Here is an 18,208-nt window from a genome sequence, read left to right as displayed (position 1 = left end):
CATTATTCAGAGACGTTTCCTACAAGCTTTTAGGAAGCCCAATGCCTCTCTGGAAAGCGATTCCCCGTTAGTGTTCAGAGGTCGACAAGGACCTGTCCAACACGAGGATCGCTCATGACCATCAGCCAACGTATTGCCCTCGCGATCGCCGAAGCCGGGCTGCCGCATGACCAGTGCATGTTCTGCGAGCGCCAGGGCCTGCCAATCCTGCCGCTGCGCCGCGCCCTGGTGCCCGATACCCGCCCCGAGTGTGTCTCCACCGTGGCGGATAACCGGCATATCACGGCGAAGATCGGCTTGCGCACCTTGCGCAGGGGCTTCCTCTATGTGCTGCTCGACCAGCAAGTCTGGCATGCCTATGCCGTCAGCGAGCAAGGTCATCTGCGCCGCTTCAATCCCTACGAGCCACCGGACGGCCCGCCTTCGCCGCTGCCCGAAAAATGCGTGAACGCAGATCACGACATTCCTTCGGCCTTTCTCAACATCGATACCAGCAGGTACGCCAGCGCCTGGCTGGCCTTCTCCAGTGATCCTTGGCCGGTGAGCGTGCTGAACGCCTACAAGAGCGGCGCGTCGCCTGCGCATCGCTTCGAGGGCCTGGACCTGATTCAGGCACGCAACAATCCCGAACTGCTGGGCATCGCCATGACGCCCGATAAGCTTGGGGTCGATCAGCAGGTGTTCGAGTATGCCCAGCATGGCTGTGCCCCCTTCGACAGTGCGCATGGCTTCCACAGCCGCTGGTTGCGCCGGTTCGCCCTGGGCGGCTATCTGGTCAATGCGATCAACCGGCACCAGCTGGAAAACGGCGTGCTGGCAGTGGTGCTCGACGACACCGTCGGGCTGATTCAGGAGTACAACCATCAGCGGCTGAACTGGGTACTGAAGCGTCAGGCCTGGCGTGAAGAACCGATGCGGGCCTATCAACTGCAGACCTCGCAGATCCTGCAGATCATTCGTGCCACGCACAGGGAATGGGCGGCGCAGAAGGTGCCGTCGCTGGAACCGATGACGGGCGATGGGCCGCCGGTGTTCACCGACCCGGCTGTCGAGCGGCAGCTATTGGTTGAGCGTGCGCAGCAGGAGAGTGACGAGCGGCTTGAAGAGCGCTACCACGAACCGCAGCGGGCCGCGTTCCAAGCTGAATACGAGCAGCAGGAGCGCGAGTTTCAGCGCTACATCGACAAGGACGCCCAGGCGTACGTTGCCTTGTTCGATACGCCCATGTTCAAGGTGGCCGAGGCGTACGACTACGACGGTAACGATCGTGAGTCCGGGGTGGCCTATGCGAAGACCATGGCCCTGTGCCTGGGCGGTGGCGTTACGGAAGCTGTCGTCCCCCGCCTTGAACCGCATATTCCCGCTTCCGGCACCAGCGAACTGCTCTGGTTGAAATGGCTGCAGGACCCGGACAGCCCGCCCTACCGCGCCTTGTTGATGCGGGATCGCTCTCTGCTGGCCGGGCTGCTGCCCAGTTTCTCCGCCACAGAAGCGATCAACTGGAACGACAGCGACAAGCTCTACGGCATGCTGAGCAAGATCATCGCCAGCGATGACGCCGGCCTGCGCATGCGCAATACCCTCAAGCAGGCCATTGCCGAAACGCAGAGCGCGCTCAATGCGGCCAGTCAGCGGCTGGCGCCATGTCTGTCGCCTGGCATTCAGAAGGCCGTGCGGCATCTGAACAGCGCCACGCAGTTTCTCTACAACGGCGTCCACCTGATCGAGCTGGAAGTGCAGATGAAGCTGGGCGAGTACTACGCCTTGCAGAGCGCCCACCTCCGGGAGTTGCAGCACAAGGCCAATGCGTCGATCGCCGAGGCGCGGGACCGGATGCGCCGCAATATCGATGACTTCGAGTTTGGCTCGATGAAGGCCATGCGCAAGGTGCGGCCGATCATCCAGCACGGGCTGATGAGCCTGGCCGTACTCGACCCGCGGTTCACCAATTCGATGATCAGCGTAACGGTGTGGGTCGAAGGCAAGGCGGAAGAGGTGCATGGGCGATTATTCCAGGAAGCCAACATTGGCGTAACGCAGGCGAGCAGTGCGGCGCAGCTTGCCCTGGTGGATATCTCGGTGGCGGCAGGGACGTTGGAAGCCGATGCACGCAAATTATTGCAGGGGATGAAGATCACGTCGCAGCAGGCGGCCCGATTGGTAAAAACCGGTTTTTCCGGGTTGCGCGGGATTGCTGGCAGCTGGGAGGTTCTACTGGCGATAGGCGGGTTGTATCTGCAGCAGGACAGCCTGGGCAGGAATCAGGAAAAGGCGGAAACGGAGATTGGGCCCAAGGCGCATGAGGCCAAATTGGCGTTGCAAGGATCGCAGTTGGGCCTGTTGGGAGGGCAAGTCGAACTGGTTGGGCTCATTTTGAGATCAAGTGCTGGTCCACTGAATTTGGCACGGGCAAAGGGTGTAGCAGCCACAGGGGAGGTCTTGATAAGGCTTGGTGCTTTGGTGAGTGCGGTTGCAGGGGTCTTTGATACGGCTCAAGCAATCAATGCCATGAGGCGCACCGCCGCTGCGGGTGATGATGTAGCGTACTACCAACATCTAACTTCAGCCGTTTTTTATGCTGCTGGAACTATCGCGTTCGGAGTCGCAGTACTCAACCCGTTATTTTTCGGCCCGCTGGGATTGGCGATAGCCCTCACGCTTGCTGCTTATCAACTAAGCAAACGGGCTGAAAAAAATGAATCAACTGATTTGGAACGCTGGGTAAGACGGTGCTGCTTTGGAAAGGCAGACGAAAAGCCGAGCATTCATTGGAATTCTCCAGAACATGCGGATATCGCTTTTGCCGAACTCAATGCTGCCACGTTAGGGGTGCAGGCGAAGTTGCACTTTGAGTCGCACTTGGCAACTGATCCAGGTCTTCCGAAAATCGGTGGTTTGATTAGTGTCGAAATAATGAGGGAGCTAAAATTCTTGATCGCTTTGCCTATGTACGACGAGCGGTCTTCGGGATATCACTGGAAATTGATCGTGCATCGTCACGGTGATGGCCATCACCCTGATTACGTTGGCGGGGAAACTATTGCTTCGGGCAATTTCTTTGCAAACTCTGAAGAGCCTCTCTCACCGTCCTCTTCATTTTCCAGCTTTACATCGCCGCGAATACCCGACCACGACCGCAATTATTCAATCAGCGAGAAGCGAAAACCTTACCCTGCGGGGCTCAGTCAGTTAGAAATTTCTGGCTCGATATCGCTCATGGCAACTATAGGAAACCACACGATACTGGCAGCTACGCTGTTGGTGATGTACTGGCCGGATCGGAGCTTGCCAGGTGGGTATATTGAGATTTGTGCCAGGGAGATTAACGAGTGAAGCGTGATGGTAAAGTTCTGTGGGAGCGCGCTTTAGGCTGGAGTCATGACCTTCCCAAGGTAGATGAAGTGCCAAAGTGGCGGGAAGTGTGGGCAAGTGTCAAACCGTCGCCCAACTACTTCGATGATGTTTATCTCGAGTTACCTCGGAGTAGCATTATCCTCCGAGGTGTCATATTTTTAGTTGGGATTCCGGGGTTGATTTTTATTCTGGGATTGACGTTTTGCCTCTACTGGGGTCTTTTGCATGACGGTTGGCAGCGCGATTGGCTAATAAACATATCAATAATTTTTCCTCCGGCAATACTATGGGCTTTGATTCCCTATGTCAGACTTGATCTGGCTACGCCTAGAGATGAGCCAATTCGCTTCAATCGACTCCGCCAAAAGATATACATTTATGAGTTTCGATATGACCGCATCTTCATCTTCAGCCGCAAACACTGGGGCGTCAAACCGGTCGCCTACAACTGGGACGACGTAACCGCCGAAGTCTACCGAGTCTACGCCCCTGGCCACGGTGGGCTGATCGAAAACGTCATGCTGTCCGTCCGCAACCCGGAAACCAACGAAGTCATCGACCGCGTCTTCTTCACCCACGACCTGTACCACGGCGAAGCCTACTGGGCTATCGCCCGGCTGTTCATGCAGCAAGGCCCCGAAGCCCTGCCGAAGTTCGTGCATCCACCTCGTGACTGGAACGATGACGATGGCCTGAGCCATATGCATTGCCTGGCGCCCAAGGTTCATTGGCCGGAGGACATTGACCGTGAGTCCCGTACTGCCCCATCTGAATGAGAGGGCCGATGCCCCCGGGGCCTAGAAGGTAAGGCTCACCACAGTCTTCAATTCAGCTGTAGTACCTGTGGGAGCGGGCATGCCCGCGAACACCGGCGTAGCCGGTGCCAGCCACCGCGTTTGATTCTTCGCGGCCAAGCCCGCTCCCACAGTTTGGTTCAATGCCTCAAGCGTTAGCCGACACATGACGTGGCGCACGCACACCCCACAACCAGTAACCCAGGGATAGCAGCACCAACCAGCCAACCCCGACATACATGGCTGTGCGGCTGGCCGGGAACCAACCGAGCACGCCAAAAATGAACACCATGAAAGCAATCGCGCAAGCTGGCCCTACCGGCCACAGCGGCACACGATAATCCAGTGCTGCCACCTCCTCCTTGCTCATGCCGCGCCGCATGGCCACTTGAGAAAGCAGGATCATCAACCAGACCCAGACAATGGAGAACGTGACCACCGCCGCAAGAACCAGGAACAAGTCTTCCGGCACCAGGTAGTTCAATACCACGCCCAGAAGCAGCGCGACGCCCATCACTGCAACCGTCATCCACGGCACACCGAAACGTGACAACGATGCAAAACCGGCTGGCGCCTGGCCGTCCTGAGCCATTCCGTACATCATCCGCCCAGCACTGAAGATATCGCTATTGATCGCCGAAACAGCAGCTGAAATCACCACGATGTTCAACACGGTAGCCGCTGAACTGATGCCAAGACCACTGAAGATCTGCACGAACGGGCTACCGTGGCTGCCGATGCTGGTCCAAGGGTAAATGGCCATGAGTACGAACAGGGTAAGAATGTAGAACAGCAGGATGCGCAGAGGCACCGAGTTGATAGCCTTGGGCAGCACGCGCTTCGGGTCCCTTGCCTCGCCTGCGGTGATGCCGATCATTTCGACCCCGCCAAAGGCGAACATCACGACAGTGAACGAAGCGATCATCCCACTGACGCCATTAGGGAAGAACCCGCCGTGGCTCCACAGATTCGAGACTCCGGCAACCGTGCCTGCCTCGTCATTCAACTGTATACCCAACAGCAGCACAGCCGCGCCTGCCACAATCATGGCAACGATCGCGGTCACCTTCAGCAACGACAGCCAGAACTCCATCTCCCCGAACACTTTCACGCTGCACAGGTTCAGCGCCCCGATTAAGAACACTATCCCAAGCACCCAGATCCAGGCAGGTGTTTCAGGGAACCACAGCCCCATGTAAACGCCAAAGGCCGTCACGTCTGCCAGGCAAACTACCAGCATCGAGAACGCGTAGCTCCAACCTGTCAGAAAGCCAAAGTAGCGCCCAAGATACTGGCTGGCATAGTGCCCGAACGAGCCTGACACCGGGTTATGAACCGCCATTTCGCCAAGGGCGCGCATCATCATGTAAATGGCGGCGCCACCAATCAGATAAGCCAGCAAAACTGAAGGCCCTGCCAACTTTATTGCCGATGCCGAGCCATAGAACAGCCCCGTACCGATAGCAGAACCTAACGCCATGAAACGAATATGCCGGGTAGAGAGACCCCGCTTCAACTGGTGTGAAGATTGAGCGCTCATAGATACCTTCTTGGTTTTATTATCAGGTCCGCACAACGCTAATGCCGTGCGGTTTTATCAGGCACGCAGCATTCCAAATCATCAAGCCCTAGGCCACAGCACCGGAAACAGTTCGTGGTTCATTTGGGCACCGCTGGCGAGTTGCGTTTCGAGGCCGGGAAACTGTGGTGAGGTTTTCCACTGGCGCGGTGCGTGAGTAATGTCATCGCCCAGGAAACGTACCGAGAAGGCACGACGCCGACGATTGCCCCCGACACCGCCCGAGGCGTGCAAGGTGAGCATGTGGAAGAACACGGCGTCGCCTGGGGAGAGTTCCCAGCCGAGGATGTTCCAGGCGCTGCGATCGGCCTCGATATCCGGCAAGTCTGCAAGGCTGCCTTCAGGGAACCATTGCGCCTGGCTGTCGAGGAAGCTGCGCGGCATCAGCCATGGCCCAAGGTGCGAGCCCCCTACGAATTCAAGGGTGGATTCTCTCGAGACCGGGTCGACTGGCATCCACATGCTGCAGTTCTGCCGCCCGTCGATGTTGTAATACGGCTGGTCCTGATGCCAGGGCGTTCGCTGGCGCGTGTTCGGCTCCTTGACCAGCAGGTGATCGTGATAAAGCCGGGCTGTCTCACTGTTCATGAGTTGCGCTGCAACACTACCTACCCTGCTTTCGAAGATGAACTGGCGATAGGCCGAAATATCCCCCCAATTACAGAAGTCTTCGAAGAACCAACCCGGGTCATCAGGGCGGCTTGCCACTTTAGCGCGCTCGCTTGGGGCTTTCAGGTTCTGTTCGATGCCAGTTTCGAGCAGTGCAACTTCTTCTGGCGTGAACAAATTACGTACGCAGACGGCACCATCACGCTGGAAAGCCTCGATGGTTTCGTCAGTCAGTTGAAATTCGGCGGACTGTTTCATAAGCACCCTTTGGTCTTTTTATTGGGCAACAGCACCACTGCCAGTTTTCAAGCGGAATAAGCAAGGTGCACCGCGAGTATTGCTTTTCAGCCACAATAGGAAAAGAATATATTTCCTAATCCCGAGTATAGGAAAAGATGATAGGGTTCTCGTTCAGGCAGCTCGAGTACTTCGTCGCCGTGGCCGAGCACGGCAGCATCAGCGCTGCGGCCAGAGCCCGGCACGTTTCACAGCCATCGGTTTCGGTAGCGATCGCCCAGCTGGAAGAGGCGCTGAACGAGAGGCTGTTCCGGCGCCAGGTGAGCCGCGGGCTGGAGCTGACGTCAGCGGGCACGCGTTTACTGGCCCAGGCACGCGATATCATCGGCATGGCCATTGCCATGAATCAGAACGCGGATACCACGCGCGGCTCGCTTCGCGGCAACCTGTCGCTCATCTGCTTTCAAGACTTGGGCCCCTATTACGCGCCGCGGCTGCTGTCAAGTTTTCGCAAGCAGTATCCCGATGTCGAGGTAACGCTTTTCGAGACTGACCTGGCAGGCGTACACCGCCACTTGAGCGCCGGTAAAGCCGAGCTCGCGCTGACTTATGACATTGGCCTTGATCCCTTGCTGCCGCGCCAGGTACTGGCTGAGCTGAAGCCCTACGCACTCATCGCCACTGACCACCGCCTGGCCCACCTGGCAGCGATACCGCTGCATGAGCTGGCGCAAGAGTGTTTGATTCTTGAGGACATCGCACAAACGCGTGAGTATTTTCTTTCACTGTTTTGGGCGCACAACCTGCAACCGCGCACTCAGCAATACACCCAGACCTTCGAGATGCAACGGGGCCTCGTCGCGCATGGCTACGGGGTTGCCCTGTCATGCACCCGGCCCGCCGGGGACCACTGCTATGACGGCACACCGCTGCTATGCCGGCCATTACTGGAAGAGGTATCACCGCAAAAAGTGGTGCTGGCCCAATCAGGCGCGATGCACCCATCGCCGGTGGCGGAGGCGTTCAAGGGCTGGGTTGCTCGGGAGATAGCTGGTGGGGGGGCCTGAGTTCGTTCACTCAGGAAAGCTCCACTGTAGGAGCGGGCATGCCCGCGAACACCGGCGCAGCCGGTGCCATGCACCGCGTTGCATTCTTCGCGGGCACGCCCGCTCCCACAGGATCATCACAGCCTTCAAGGCAGCCACAGTACCTGTGGGAGCGGGTTCACCCGCGAACACCGGCGCAGCCGGTGCCATACACCGCGTTGCATTCTTCGCGGGTAAACCCGCTCCCACAGGATCGCCACAGCCTTCAACGCAGCCACAGTACCTGTGGGGGCGGGCATGCCCGCGAACACCGGCACAGCCGGTGCCATACACCGCGTCGCATTCTTCGCGGGTAAACCCGCTCCCACAGGATCACCACAACCTTCAACGCAACCACAGTACCTGTGGGAGCGGGCATGCCCGCGAACACCGGCACAGCCGGTGCCGTGCACCGCGCTGGATTCTTCGCGGGCACGCCCGCTCCCACAAGATCACCACAGCCTTCAAGGCAGCCGCAGTACCTATGGGAGCGGGCATGCCCGCGAACACCGGCATAGCCGGTGCCATGCACCGCGTCGCATTCTTCGCGGGCTCGCCCGCTCCCACAGGATCACCACAGCCTTCAACGCAACCACAGTACCTGTGGGAGCGGGTTCACCCGCGAACACCGGCGAAGCCGGTGCCATACACCGCGTTGGATTCTTCACAGGTAAGTGAAACCGCCACACCGCCGCATCGCACAACGAGCGAGCCCGCCGATCAGAACACCGACCACCCAATCCGCGAGCTCAGCAACTCAAGCGCCGCCATCCCCGCCAGGGAGTTACCCGCCGCATTCAACTCCGGCGACCACACGCACACGGTGAATTGCCCCGGCACGATGGCCACAATCCCGCCCCCCACGCCACTCTTACCTGGCAACCCCACCCGATAGGCGAAATTCCCTGCTTCGTCATACAACCCGCTAGTGGCCATGATCGAGTTCACCTGCTGGGTCTGGCGCCGGGTCAGAATCTGCTCACCGCTGTGCTTGCAGAACCCATCGTTAGCCAGGAAACAGAACGCCCGAGCCAGATCAAGGCAGTTCATTTGCAGCGCGCAGTAACTGAAATAACTGCGCAGCACCGTCTCCACCTCGTTATGGAAGTTGCCGAACGACTGCATCAGGTAAGCCATGGCCGCGTTGCGCGCGCGGAATTGATACTCCGAATCGGCAACGCGAGCATCGATCGAGATATGCGGATTGCCCGATAGCCGCCGCACAAAATCGCGCATCGACAACGTGGGTGCAGCAAAGCGCGACTGGTTGATATCGCAGATCACCAACGCCCCCGCATTGATAAATGGATTACGCGGCCGACCACGCTCGAACTCCAGCTGCACCAGCGAGTTGAACGGCTGGCCGGAAGGCTCATGGCCAAGCCGCTCCCAAATGGCTTCCCCCGAGTGTCCAATCGCCTGCACCAGGCTGAACACCTTGGAAATACTCTGCACCGAGAACGGTACCAGGGCGTCGCCTGCGCAGTAATAGCTGCCATCGTTGCCATAGACCGCGATGCCCAGCTGGTTCGCTGGCACATCGGCCAGCGCAGGAATGTAGTCAGCCACTTTGCCCTTGCCGATCAAGGGGCGTACTTCTTCGAGAATCTCGTTCAACAGCGTTTGCATGAAAGGCCCTGTATCAGTCCCCAGACGACGGCGAAGGGGTAGCAATCTTGACGATTATCGAGCGAAAGAAATCACACTCTCGGCAAGAAATGGCCAGCCGCACCTGCAGCCCTAGGCTCCACGCTATAACCTATGCTGTGCTTGTCTCGACGGTATAGAGAACGCGCCCCGCCTAGTGCAAAAGCAGCCAACCAGGGAATGGAGGACCAACGATGCCAGCTTGCCCTTTACCCGCAGACGAAGCGCTTCGCCAGCGCACGCTCGATGACATGAACCTGGTCGATACACCAGCCGAGCATTACCTCGATACCCTGGTGCGGCTTACCCAGGACCTGGCCCATGTGGACACTGTGCTTATCAGCCTGATCGACCAGGACCGACAGTGGTTCAAGGCCCGCATAGGGCTTGAGGCAAGCGAGACGACGCGCAGTATTTCCTTTTGCGGCTACGCCATTCTCGGCGAGGGTACCCTGATGGTGCCCGACGCCAAGTGCGACGGGCGATTCATCGACAACCCGCTGGTGCTCAACCCGCCCTACATCCGCTTTTACGCCGGCCACCCCTTGCGCGCCGGCAACGGCAAAGCCATCGGCACGCTGTGCATGTTCGATCCCCACCCGCGCGTGCTCAGCGAGGCTCAACAAGCGAATTTCAGGGACCTGGCCACGCTTGCCGAGGGATATCTGCAACTGCGTACCTTGGCGCAGGTGAACCGCGATCTGCGACTTGAAATGGATCGCGAGCAGCGCAAAGCCCTGCTCGACCCTTTGACACAACTGTGGAACCGCGGCGCGCTGTCGGCGTTTGAAGACCATGAACGGCGATTGGCAGAGGTGAACGGCTTACAACTGGGCGCGGTTTATGCCGACCTGGATCACTTCAAATCCATCAACGACAAGTACGGCCATGGCGGCGGTGACAAAGTGCTTTGCGAATCTGCCCGCCGCCTCCGCGCAGCACTTCGCCCCGATGACCTGCTGGTGCGCCATGGCGGTGAGGAGTTCGTCGCTATTTTGCATGTTAAAGACAGCGAAGAACTGACGCGGATTGCTGAGCGGATTCGCGAACAGGTGGGTGGCAGCCCGATGCAGCTGCCCTGTGGTCAGTTGAAGGTAACCCTGAGCATAGGGTGCACCCTGTTCGCCAAGGGTGAAACGCAGGATGACGCACTGGAACGCGCCGACAAGGGGCTCTATACCGCCAAACAGAATGGGCGTGATCGGGTTATCTATGTAGCGCCGCCTCTCTGAGACGAACACGATCCGGGCTGTACGGCATCTACTCTCGCACATCAGCCCGCCTGTTCATTTCCCAGAGCCCGCCCCGCTCGGCATGCCCTTGCCGCCAAAGCTGGATCATCTAAAGGCCGCAAACACAGCACTCAAACCCTGCACGTCCCCTGTGAAAGCAACTGCCTTGCAAAAACTCTAGGTGTTGCCGCGATCCCTGTGGGAGCGGGCGCGCCCGCGAACACGGGCGCAGCCCGTGCCATCCACTGTAAACCCGCTCAAAAAAACTGCACACAACTCATCGATCAGCAGAACCTACTACAAGAAGGCCCAGCCCAGAGGTGCGTTGCCGCACGGATAGCTCAACCGGTAAACAGGGACCCAGCCTCCAAGGGACCGGCGCCGCCGCGGTCCAACATACCCACGAAGACTCCAACACAGCGAATGGCATCGCCAACAAGGTCTTCACGAACAAACCCGCCCTCAAAAACTGCAAACATCTCCCTGAATTAGCAGCCCCCCTGTGGGAGCGGCTTCAGCCGCGAACACCGGCACAGCCGGTGCCATGCCCACGCTAAATTCTTCCCCGCCCAAACAGAACACTCAGGCCCATGACACCACAGCTACCCGCCCCAGGGCCTGGCTACTTCCCCAAAACCACCAACAAAATCGATCCAGTCGTGGGCAGTTCCAATACAGCTGACTCACGCCCAAAAAACCTGCCAATCGTCCCAAACCCCGTCACTGCACCCCTGCCCCGCCAGCCCCGATCTCATCCATGAAATCCGCAACAAACACTTCAAGCCGCGCGTGACGTTCAGCAGCCAGTCGAGCCCCTTCAGCAGTTTTAAACCCTGACGCAAGCTTGAGCAGCTTGGTATGAAAGTGCTCGACCGTATACGCCTTGTCCTGATACTCCCTTCCCCACGCAGTGGGGTTCTCGAAATCGTACAGCGCCGACCCCATTCGCCCGGAAACGTAAAAACACCGGGCGATACCCACTGCACCTATGGCGTCCAGGCGATCACTATCCTGAAGAATCCTGGCCTCAAGGGTGAGCGGTTCGAAGCCAGCCGAGTAGCTGTGGGTTTTGACTGCATGCGCCACCTGCTCGATGCGCTGCAAGGGCCAGCCCATATCAGCCAGGATTGACGCCGCCCTTTGTGCGGACAGCGTTGACGCCTGCCCACGCAAGGGCGAGTTCTTTTCTACTGCGACACAATCATGCAGCACAGTCGCTGCAAGCAGCACTTCCAGGTCGCCGCCTTCTACGCGCTGTATCCGTTGCGCGTTGACCCATACGCGATGGATGTGGGACAGGTCGTGGGAGCCATCTGGCTGGTCAGCCGGTAGGTACTTCAGCAGGTCAGTGGCGAGGCGCTGGAAAGGGGCAAAAGCTTCGATAGTCATCTTCAGTGCATTCCATGGGCTGTGACTTGGCGTCCGTTGTCAGGGGCTGGCCCGTGACCTGCCTTGGTCCAGATGCGAGCGGGTCAGTTTCAAGGCTTGAGTGGCGAAAGTCCATGCTGGACCGTTTGTTGGCATGGCGACATAACTGGATACAGGGATTCGTGAGTGGAAAGCTTTTTGAGAGCCACAAACTGTTAACAGAGCAGCCGGCGTTGCATGCTGTGAAGGTGAACGGGCAAAAAAAGTCAGATTTAACCCCTTCCTTGTAGGCCATTTCCCAAAGATACTCCCCAACCGTGTTTTTCGTTGCGGTCGTTTTTTCAGCGTTCTAGTCTCGGTCCGTCGTTGCATATCAACGACCGGCTTTGACAGGCCGCGACGATACACAGTGCATACCCGTTTATGGCGGTTGTGCATGGGGCACGCTCGCGTGCGCCGGTTTCTGTGTTCGCCGGTCTGTCAACCCATGCACAGCTGCCACCTTTCCGTTTGACAGCGGGCTGGCGGTGGCCCCACCGAGAACACAGTACGATGCTAAAAATAGTTCCTGATCCACCCCACACTCTCCAATCCCTCGAAGATACCCTGATCCAGGCCACGGACTACGCGCTATGCGCGGCGACCGTCGTACATCAGGCAATGCTGCTGCAGCCCAAGTCGCCAGCGTCGATTCTGATGATGTCCTCGATGCACGAGCTGGAGACGCTGCGAGCTTTGCTTGAGTCCGCATTGATCCAGGTGCAAATGCCCACTGAGCCTAGGACTTTGCACTAAGGCTTCATTTATGTGTCGCCTGGGCTGCCCCTATCGCCAGCAAGCAAGGCTCCCACATGGATCTAAACTGCGCCACAGATCTCGAGGCCTGTGCAGTATTTGTGGGAGCTGGCTTGCCGGCGATGAGGCCAGACCAGGTACTAGAGATTTCGGGGAGATAGAACAATGACCACAGAAGAAACCAAATTCACCGTCGGCAAAACCACCTTCTACCAAGGGGAAAACCAGACCCATCCGCTGTTCCGCATCGAAGCTGGCATCCCCTGCCAGAGCGCCCGCGAACAAGCCTCGGAGCTTATGGGCTACGCACGGGATATGACCCTGGACGGCTTGATGGAAGACAAACCCCAGCTGATCTGGGCTTCGCATTACCTCTGCGCATTGGCTAAGGCGCTGATGGATGATGCCGAGCTGGGCATGATGGGCTGAATCACCCTCCCCTCACTGGACGCCTTCAAAGCCTAACTCCATCCCCCGTTTCGAAGGCGCTCCAGCTGCCCCCACTTTCACAGCCAGGCAAAGTTAGCGTGCGCTTAGCTGTCTACTGGGACTCGATTACCCATCGCCCGCGCAATATTCCTTTCAACTCGTCAACACTCAGGGTCTTATCTCTCTTGCGATGGACAACTGCGTGACAGTTGGCGCACAGCGTCACGAGATCTGTCTCAGGATTCACGGCCTTTTCCCCACCAAAGTCCGAAATCGGTACTACGTGATGAACGTGAATGAAGCCCTTCGCGTGTTCGCCGTATGCCTGTTCGAAATCAAACCCGCATGCCTTGCAGTCAAGCCCGTGGATGGCGATGGCCTTCACCCTCAAATCTTTCCGGCGCTCGTAACGGGTTCCAAAGTAGCTTGTTTTGCTGCCTTCACTGGCCGATTCAAAGGTAAGTGGGTCGTCTTCCGTATCCGGTACAGCCGCGTCAACACGCGAAGGCAGGAGCGTTGCATGGCTCAAGATGGCATCGTAATCGGATTGAGAAATCGGCCGAACGCCATCACGCCAGTAGTTACTCATACGGCTGGCGGGGATAGTCTCCAGGTACTCGCCGTCAATTTTCGAGGGGACAGCGTCTTCAAACGGCGTGAAGTTTTCAATCAGAGCAAACAGATCACCCTTATCGCTACTCCGGTCTGCGTAGACCTGACCTATACGTGCCTTACCAAAATAATGCGGATCGGCGCTGAGGCGGACGGAAGCAAAGGCTTTGTCCTTGATGCGCCCTTTGTAGTAGATCACCTCGGTTCCCTGCACGAGCCAGGCTTGGTAGCGCTTGGGGAAGTGATAGACAGCACCTGTCTCGTCTTCCCACTGCGATGTGTCGTTTTCAACGATGACGACGGGCATATGACTTTCCTCTCGACTGATGGCAAAAGCCTATCAAAAAAGAGGAAATTTCCTACGGCATAATGAGAAGTGAGCAACATTTCCGGCGGTTGTAGAACTGGCCATGTCCTACACCGCCGAGATTGCTGTTGGGGTATTTCGTTACCCACAGCATTCCAACTTCACGAGGTTGTAGCTTATGAACTAGCTATACGTTAGCGGATGGCGGACGCGGGTTCAGTTCCCCCCCGGCTCCACCAAATGATCAATCAAAGACGTCCACGGACGTCTTTTTTTGTGCCTGCAATCCAGTAAATACGCGGCTTACAGCGCTTTTGCGGTCTTTTGAGAGTTTTGGAGTTCCAGCCATTCGGGTATTCCAGGCGGTATTCCAGCCCGTCCGGTGCTAATCTTTGGAATACCGAATCAGTGCTTGAGGACAATCTCATGCCTGCTCAAAACCTCCGCCTCTCCGATCGACAGCTCAAGGGAGACAAACCCGCGTCCAAGGATTACGTCCTCACGGATGGTGATGGTTTGCAGCTCCGGGTACGCAGCAACGGCTCGTTGCTGTGGAATTTCAATTACCGCGAACCAGTGACCAAGAAGCGCATCAACATCGGCTTCGGGACCTACCCCGAACTGTCACTGGCGAACGCACGAAAGAAGGCAGTCGAAGCCCGCGAGCTGCTCGCTCAAGGCATCGATCCGAAGGTGCAGCGCAATACGTTGAATGAAGCCAAACGCGCGGAAACCGAACACACCTTCGAGAACGTGGCCACCGCCTGGTTTGAACTCAAGAAAGACTCGGTGACCCCTGCCTACGCCGAGGACATCTGGCGGTCGCTCACGCTGCACGTGTTCCCCGATTTGAAGACGACACCATTCACCAAAATCACCGCGCCGATGGTGATCGGACTGCTTCGCCCAATCGAAGCGAAAGGCAGCCTGGAGACGGTCAAGCGACTTAGCCAGCGGCTAAACGAGATCATGACCTACGGCGTAAACTCCGGCCTGATCTTCGCCAACCCGCTCACCGGCATCAGGGCAGTATTCAAGAAGCCCAAGAAAGAAAACATGGCTGCGCTTCCGCCCGAGGAACTCCCCGAGCTCATGCTGGAGATCGCGAACGCCAGCATCAAACGCACCACCCGCTGCCTGATCGAATGGCAGTTGCACACGATGACTCGCCCCGCCGAGGCGGCGACTACTCGCTGGGCAGACATCGACTTTGAAAGGAGTGTCTGGACTATCCCTGCGGAGCGGATGAAGAAGCGCCGCCCACACAGCATCCCGTTGAGCGATCACGCTGTCGCACTGTTGGAGTCACTGAAGACTCACAGCGGCCATCGCGAATACGTCTTCCCGGCAGACAGAAATCCACGCACCCACGCCAATAGCCAGACCGCCAACATGGCGTTGAAACGCATGGGCTTCCAGGACCGCTTGGTCAGCCACGGCATGCGCTCGATGGCCAGCACCATCTTGAATGAGCATGGGTGGGACCCGGAGCTCATTGAGGTCGCCCTGGCGCATGTCGACAAGGATGAGGTGCGCAGCGCCTACAACCGAGCCGACTACATTGAACGCAGACGACCGATGATGGCCTGGTGGAGTGAGTACATCCAGAAAGCCGCCACCGGCAGCCTGCTTGCTTCAGCATACGGTCAAGTCAGAGACAAGAACGTGGTACCGATCCGCTAACTCTGTACGGCGCAAGAATTGCGGAAACAACTGAACGTCCAAGATTCGGGGCAAGCAGCCTCGCTTATCTGCTTCTCAACGCGGGTCCATCCAAACAGGGTTGCAAAGCCGCCCTGTTTGGATGGACCTCACTTTGAAAAGCTAAAAGCCACGACGTTGTCCGGGAGTTACCAAGTAATTCCACCAATGGATAACCGCTTTTCACGTCCTCAAGGGCGCTTAATTTCGGCCCTTGACCGGGTTTATCCACAGGCGTAGAACTGGCCGTGCAAAGGCTGTCGATGACAGCACCCCAGGTGACCCGAGCCTTAAAGGTCACGCCGCTCTCGCGGTGATTCAGCCCAAGTACGATTCGCATCCGGCAGCTCGTACGGTCACTACCCATGTGATGGATGCTCTTACACATATAGCGCTCGTGCGCCAGACACACCGTACCTCGCTGCCCTGCAGCAACCTATCCGCTTGGCCGACTGTTGCGCCAACCTTTGCCCGTCTCTTTCTGTGGAAAGAGACGGGCACTTCTACCACTGCTGCAGCCCTGATCGCACAGGGCTTTGCGGCATTCCTCCTCGTGACAATCGGCGTGACAAACGCCGATGTCACCAGCAACAGCCATGCAGATGATGGTGCCGCAGACCAGGGAATGGACTGCACCTGACTGACAGTCAGGCATGCCCCGGTCATCGCATTGCGCGTTCACCCGACTCAGGATCTCGCGGCACTGGTCTCGTCAGCCAATGCAGCCTCTACCCGCCCACCGGTAACGGTGCTCAGGAGGCCAGATCATGAGATGCCCTTGCTCCCGGACGTAAGGAGCCGCCAGTCCGCGTTAGAGGACATCCCCACAGGTCGCAGGGGCCTTGATCCCTGATAACACTCAGCATTCTTGGCGGGATGACGTGGGACGAGGATCGGAGATCGGACGATGAGGTGAACGACATGGCATTGGTGGGTAGACGCGAAGGCCGCAATTTCGGTTACGGCAGACAACTGAGCTACGCGGGGCCGCAAGCGCTGAAAGACATGTTCGGTGGCGGTCATTACGGCACGGTCAAAGCGCACTGTGATCGGTGGCAGGCATTCGTCAAATGGTGCCGTTCCGAACAGGGGCCCGGTATCAAGGATGCGCGGCAGATTGATCGAAAAGTGTTGGCCGACTATGCGGCGTACCTGCGCGACCTGGTTAGGCGCGGTGACCTCGCGGTCAGCACCGCGCAAAATCGGCTATCCAGCGTTAACAGGACCATGGCAGCGCTTGGCGGTGATCGGTACGTGAAATTGCCCAGTCCGAGCAAGGCGTTGGGAATGCAGCGCACCGGAGTTCGCCAATCGGCTCCGCAAGGCCAAGACCGCGAACAGGTTAAGCAGATCGTCGATGCGCTTTGTCGCGATCATCAGCAACGGGCCGCAGCGATTGTTCTGTTGGCGCGAGCCACCAGCATGCGCCTGCGTGAGGCTATCCTGGCTGACCTGCCACGGTTAAGTCGTGAGGCTAACGGCCTAGGCAGGATCAACATCCAGGACGGCACCAAAGGCGGCCGCGCAGGAGCAACGGCCCCTCGTTGGATATCAGTGGACGACCATGTTCGTGGTGCACTTGAGTTTGCACGGCAGGTGTCGCCTTCGGGAAGCCACAACCTGATTGACCAAAACGAAAGCTACCTGGATTTTCTGCAACAAGCCATTCGACCTGCGCGGGACATCCTGCATGCACACAACCTCAAAGGCTTCCATGAGCTACGAGCGGCGTACGCATGCGAGCGCTATGAGCAAATCACCCAACACCGTGCGCCTATCAACGCAGGCCAATGTTGCCAGATAAATAGGAGCCTGGATCGTGAGGCGCGGAGGCAAATCAGCTATGAGCTGGGGCACGGTCGGATTGATGTGGTCGCTGCCTACGTGGGAGGTCGCTGATGAACAAGCCATTTGATATGGAGCTGTTCTTGGCTGGCGTGCTGACGGGGTCATACACAACGCGGCAGCGCCATTTACGGCAAGCAAAGCTCATCCAGGCTGAGCTATCTGAGCGCTGGCAGCTTGATACACCCTGGGCTTGGCAGAGAAAACATGTGGCTTGGTTTCTTGAACACCACCTAGCTAAGCGATGCGAAGCGACTCGGTATTACTACCTACTGACCGTGAGGCTGCTAGCGCGTCGTTTAGAAAAATCATGGGCATTCAATCATCGAGGGTAAACAATCCAAGGCCGCAGTATCCCGCTCGCCGGGAAATCTCGCAGAGAACTCTTCTTTTCCGACGTTGCAATGACCTGTCATAGGGCCTGGGACAAGTCTCCACAAACCCTTGCTTCAGAAACAGCACGCGCGTGAAAGCGCTGGAATACCATAGTGCCACCATACGATATTTAGGTAAAATCCGCAAAAAGCAAGATATCTGAAAGATTGGAAAAAATGGATTCCCCTATCCTCGCTCATGTATGGGCACGTTGAGCTGGCTTGTTGCAGCAGTACATC

14 protein-coding genes are annotated in these 18,208 nt (G+C 57.8%); 9 read left to right on the top strand and 5 right to left on the bottom strand.

The features are described from left to right. Positions 1-114: 114 nt before the first annotated feature. Both ABX298_RS20420 and ABX298_RS20415 read left to right on the top strand, forming a co-directional pair. On the top strand, positions 115-3,333 hold the full coding sequence (locus tag ABX298_RS20420; protein WP_367393552.1) for a T6SS effector BTH_I2691 family protein: 3,219 nt from the start codon (positions 115-117) through the stop codon (positions 3,331-3,333). Continuing rightward, entirely contained in the window at positions 3,330-4,130 is an 801-nt protein-coding gene (locus ABX298_RS20415) for a DUF6708 domain-containing protein (RefSeq protein WP_367393551.1), read from the top strand. Before ABX298_RS20420 ends, ABX298_RS20415 begins: the two co-directional genes overlap by 4 nt. A gap of 166 nt (positions 4,131-4,296) precedes the next feature. On the opposite strand, the gene ABX298_RS20410 is transcribed toward ABX298_RS20415, so the two are convergent. Beyond that, positions 4,297-5,688: an amino acid permease gene (locus ABX298_RS20410; protein ID WP_367393550.1), complete on the bottom strand. Its 1,392-nt coding sequence runs from the start codon at positions 5,686-5,688 to the stop codon at positions 4,297-4,299. Between the two features lie 81 nt (positions 5,689-5,769). Next, positions 5,770-6,594: a phytanoyl-CoA dioxygenase family protein gene (locus ABX298_RS20405; protein WP_047934842.1), complete on the bottom strand. Its 825-nt coding sequence runs from the start codon at positions 6,592-6,594 to the stop codon at positions 5,770-5,772. 137 nt (positions 6,595-6,731) lie between these two features. On the opposite strand from ABX298_RS20405, the gene ABX298_RS20400 reads away from it, so the two are divergent. After that, positions 6,732-7,640 (top strand): LysR substrate-binding domain-containing protein, encoded by a 909-nt coding sequence (locus tag ABX298_RS20400; protein ID WP_367393549.1) that lies wholly within the window; start codon positions 6,732-6,734, stop codon positions 7,638-7,640. Between the two features lie 738 nt (positions 7,641-8,378). Here the strand turns inward: ABX298_RS20400 and glsB are convergent. After that, on the bottom strand, positions 8,379-9,287 hold the full coding sequence (gene glsB, locus ABX298_RS20395) for a glutaminase B (RefSeq protein ID WP_085592323.1): 909 nt from the start codon (positions 9,285-9,287) through the stop codon (positions 8,379-8,381). A gap of 212 nt (positions 9,288-9,499) precedes the next feature. Between glsB and ABX298_RS20390 the strand changes: the two genes are divergently transcribed. Then, positions 9,500-10,537, top strand: a complete 1,038-nt coding sequence (locus ABX298_RS20390; RefSeq protein WP_367393548.1) for a diguanylate cyclase — start codon at positions 9,500-9,502, stop codon at positions 10,535-10,537. A 720-nt stretch (positions 10,538-11,257) separates the two neighbouring features. Here the strand turns inward: ABX298_RS20390 and ABX298_RS20385 are convergent. After that, entirely contained in the window at positions 11,258-11,926 is a 669-nt protein-coding gene (locus tag ABX298_RS20385; RefSeq protein ID WP_367393547.1) for an HD domain-containing protein, read from the bottom strand. 531 nt (positions 11,927-12,457) lie between these two features. Between ABX298_RS20385 and ABX298_RS20380 the strand changes: the two genes are divergently transcribed. Both ABX298_RS20380 and ABX298_RS20375 read left to right on the top strand, forming a co-directional pair. Beyond that, entirely contained in the window at positions 12,458-12,700 is a 243-nt protein-coding gene (locus tag ABX298_RS20380; RefSeq protein ID WP_367393546.1) for a hypothetical protein, read from the top strand. A gap of 165 nt (positions 12,701-12,865) precedes the next feature. Continuing rightward, positions 12,866-13,129 (top strand): DUF3077 domain-containing protein, encoded by a 264-nt coding sequence (locus ABX298_RS20375; RefSeq protein WP_367393545.1) that lies wholly within the window; start codon positions 12,866-12,868, stop codon positions 13,127-13,129. A 112-nt stretch (positions 13,130-13,241) separates the two neighbouring features. Here the strand turns inward: ABX298_RS20375 and ABX298_RS20370 are convergent, their stop codons facing one another. Next, on the bottom strand, positions 13,242-14,048 hold the full coding sequence (locus tag ABX298_RS20370; RefSeq protein WP_367393544.1) for an HNH endonuclease: 807 nt from the start codon (positions 14,046-14,048) through the stop codon (positions 13,242-13,244). Positions 14,049-14,474: 426 nt separating this feature from the next. On the opposite strand from ABX298_RS20370, the gene ABX298_RS20365 reads away from it, so the two are divergent. The 3 genes from ABX298_RS20365 (at position 14,475) to ABX298_RS20355 (ending at position 17,929) form a co-directional block, all read left to right on the top strand. Then, positions 14,475-15,731: an integrase domain-containing protein gene (locus tag ABX298_RS20365; protein WP_367393543.1), complete on the top strand. Its 1,257-nt coding sequence runs from the start codon at positions 14,475-14,477 to the stop codon at positions 15,729-15,731. A gap of 939 nt (positions 15,732-16,670) precedes the next feature. Continuing rightward, positions 16,671-17,648 carry an integrase domain-containing protein gene (locus ABX298_RS20360; protein WP_367393542.1) on the top strand — a complete coding sequence of 326 codons (978 nt, stop codon included), beginning with the start codon at positions 16,671-16,673 and terminating at the stop codon, positions 17,646-17,648. Next, positions 17,648-17,929, top strand: coding sequence for a hypothetical protein (locus ABX298_RS20355; RefSeq protein ID WP_367393541.1), 282 nt, complete (start codon positions 17,648-17,650; stop codon positions 17,927-17,929). The genes ABX298_RS20360 and ABX298_RS20355 overlap by 1 nt, the downstream gene beginning before the upstream one ends. The last annotated feature ends 279 nt before the right edge of the window (positions 17,930-18,208 follow it).

The organism is Pseudomonas sp. X4, from assembly GCF_040784925.1.
Taxonomy (GTDB): Bacteria; Pseudomonadota; Gammaproteobacteria; order Pseudomonadales; family Pseudomonadaceae; genus Aquipseudomonas; species Aquipseudomonas putida_Z.
This window is presented reverse-complemented; position numbering and strand designations above follow the sequence as displayed.

Bases quoted from the DNA above. Each gene is read 5' to 3' on its own strand.
- ABX298_RS20420 (WP_367393552.1), top strand. From the start codon at position 115: ATGACCATCAGCCAACGTATTGCCCTCGCGATCGCCGAAGCCGGGCTG.
- ABX298_RS20410 (WP_367393550.1), bottom strand. From the start codon at position 5,688: ATGAGCGCTCAATCTTCACACCAGTTGAAGCGGGGTCTCTCTACCCGG.
- ABX298_RS20405 (WP_047934842.1), bottom strand. From the start codon at position 6,594: ATGAAACAGTCCGCCGAATTTCAACTGACTGACGAAACCATCGAGGCT.
- ABX298_RS20400 (WP_367393549.1), top strand. From the start codon at position 6,732: ATGATAGGGTTCTCGTTCAGGCAGCTCGAGTACTTCGTCGCCGTGGCC.
- glsB (WP_085592323.1), bottom strand. From the start codon at position 9,287: ATGCAAACGCTGTTGAACGAGATTCTCGAAGAAGTACGCCCCTTGATC.
- ABX298_RS20390 (WP_367393548.1), top strand. From the start codon at position 9,500: ATGCCAGCTTGCCCTTTACCCGCAGACGAAGCGCTTCGCCAGCGCACG.
- ABX298_RS20385 (WP_367393547.1), bottom strand. From the start codon at position 11,926: ATGACTATCGAAGCTTTTGCCCCTTTCCAGCGCCTCGCCACTGACCTG.
- ABX298_RS20380 (WP_367393546.1), top strand. From the start codon at position 12,458: ATGCTAAAAATAGTTCCTGATCCACCCCACACTCTCCAATCCCTCGAA.
- ABX298_RS20375 (WP_367393545.1), top strand. From the start codon at position 12,866: ATGACCACAGAAGAAACCAAATTCACCGTCGGCAAAACCACCTTCTAC.
- ABX298_RS20370 (WP_367393544.1), bottom strand. From the start codon at position 14,048: ATGCCCGTCGTCATCGTTGAAAACGACACATCGCAGTGGGAAGACGAG.
- ABX298_RS20365 (WP_367393543.1), top strand. From the start codon at position 14,475: ATGCCTGCTCAAAACCTCCGCCTCTCCGATCGACAGCTCAAGGGAGAC.
- ABX298_RS20360 (WP_367393542.1), top strand. From the start codon at position 16,671: ATGGCATTGGTGGGTAGACGCGAAGGCCGCAATTTCGGTTACGGCAGA.
- ABX298_RS20355 (WP_367393541.1), top strand. From the start codon at position 17,648: ATGAACAAGCCATTTGATATGGAGCTGTTCTTGGCTGGCGTGCTGACG.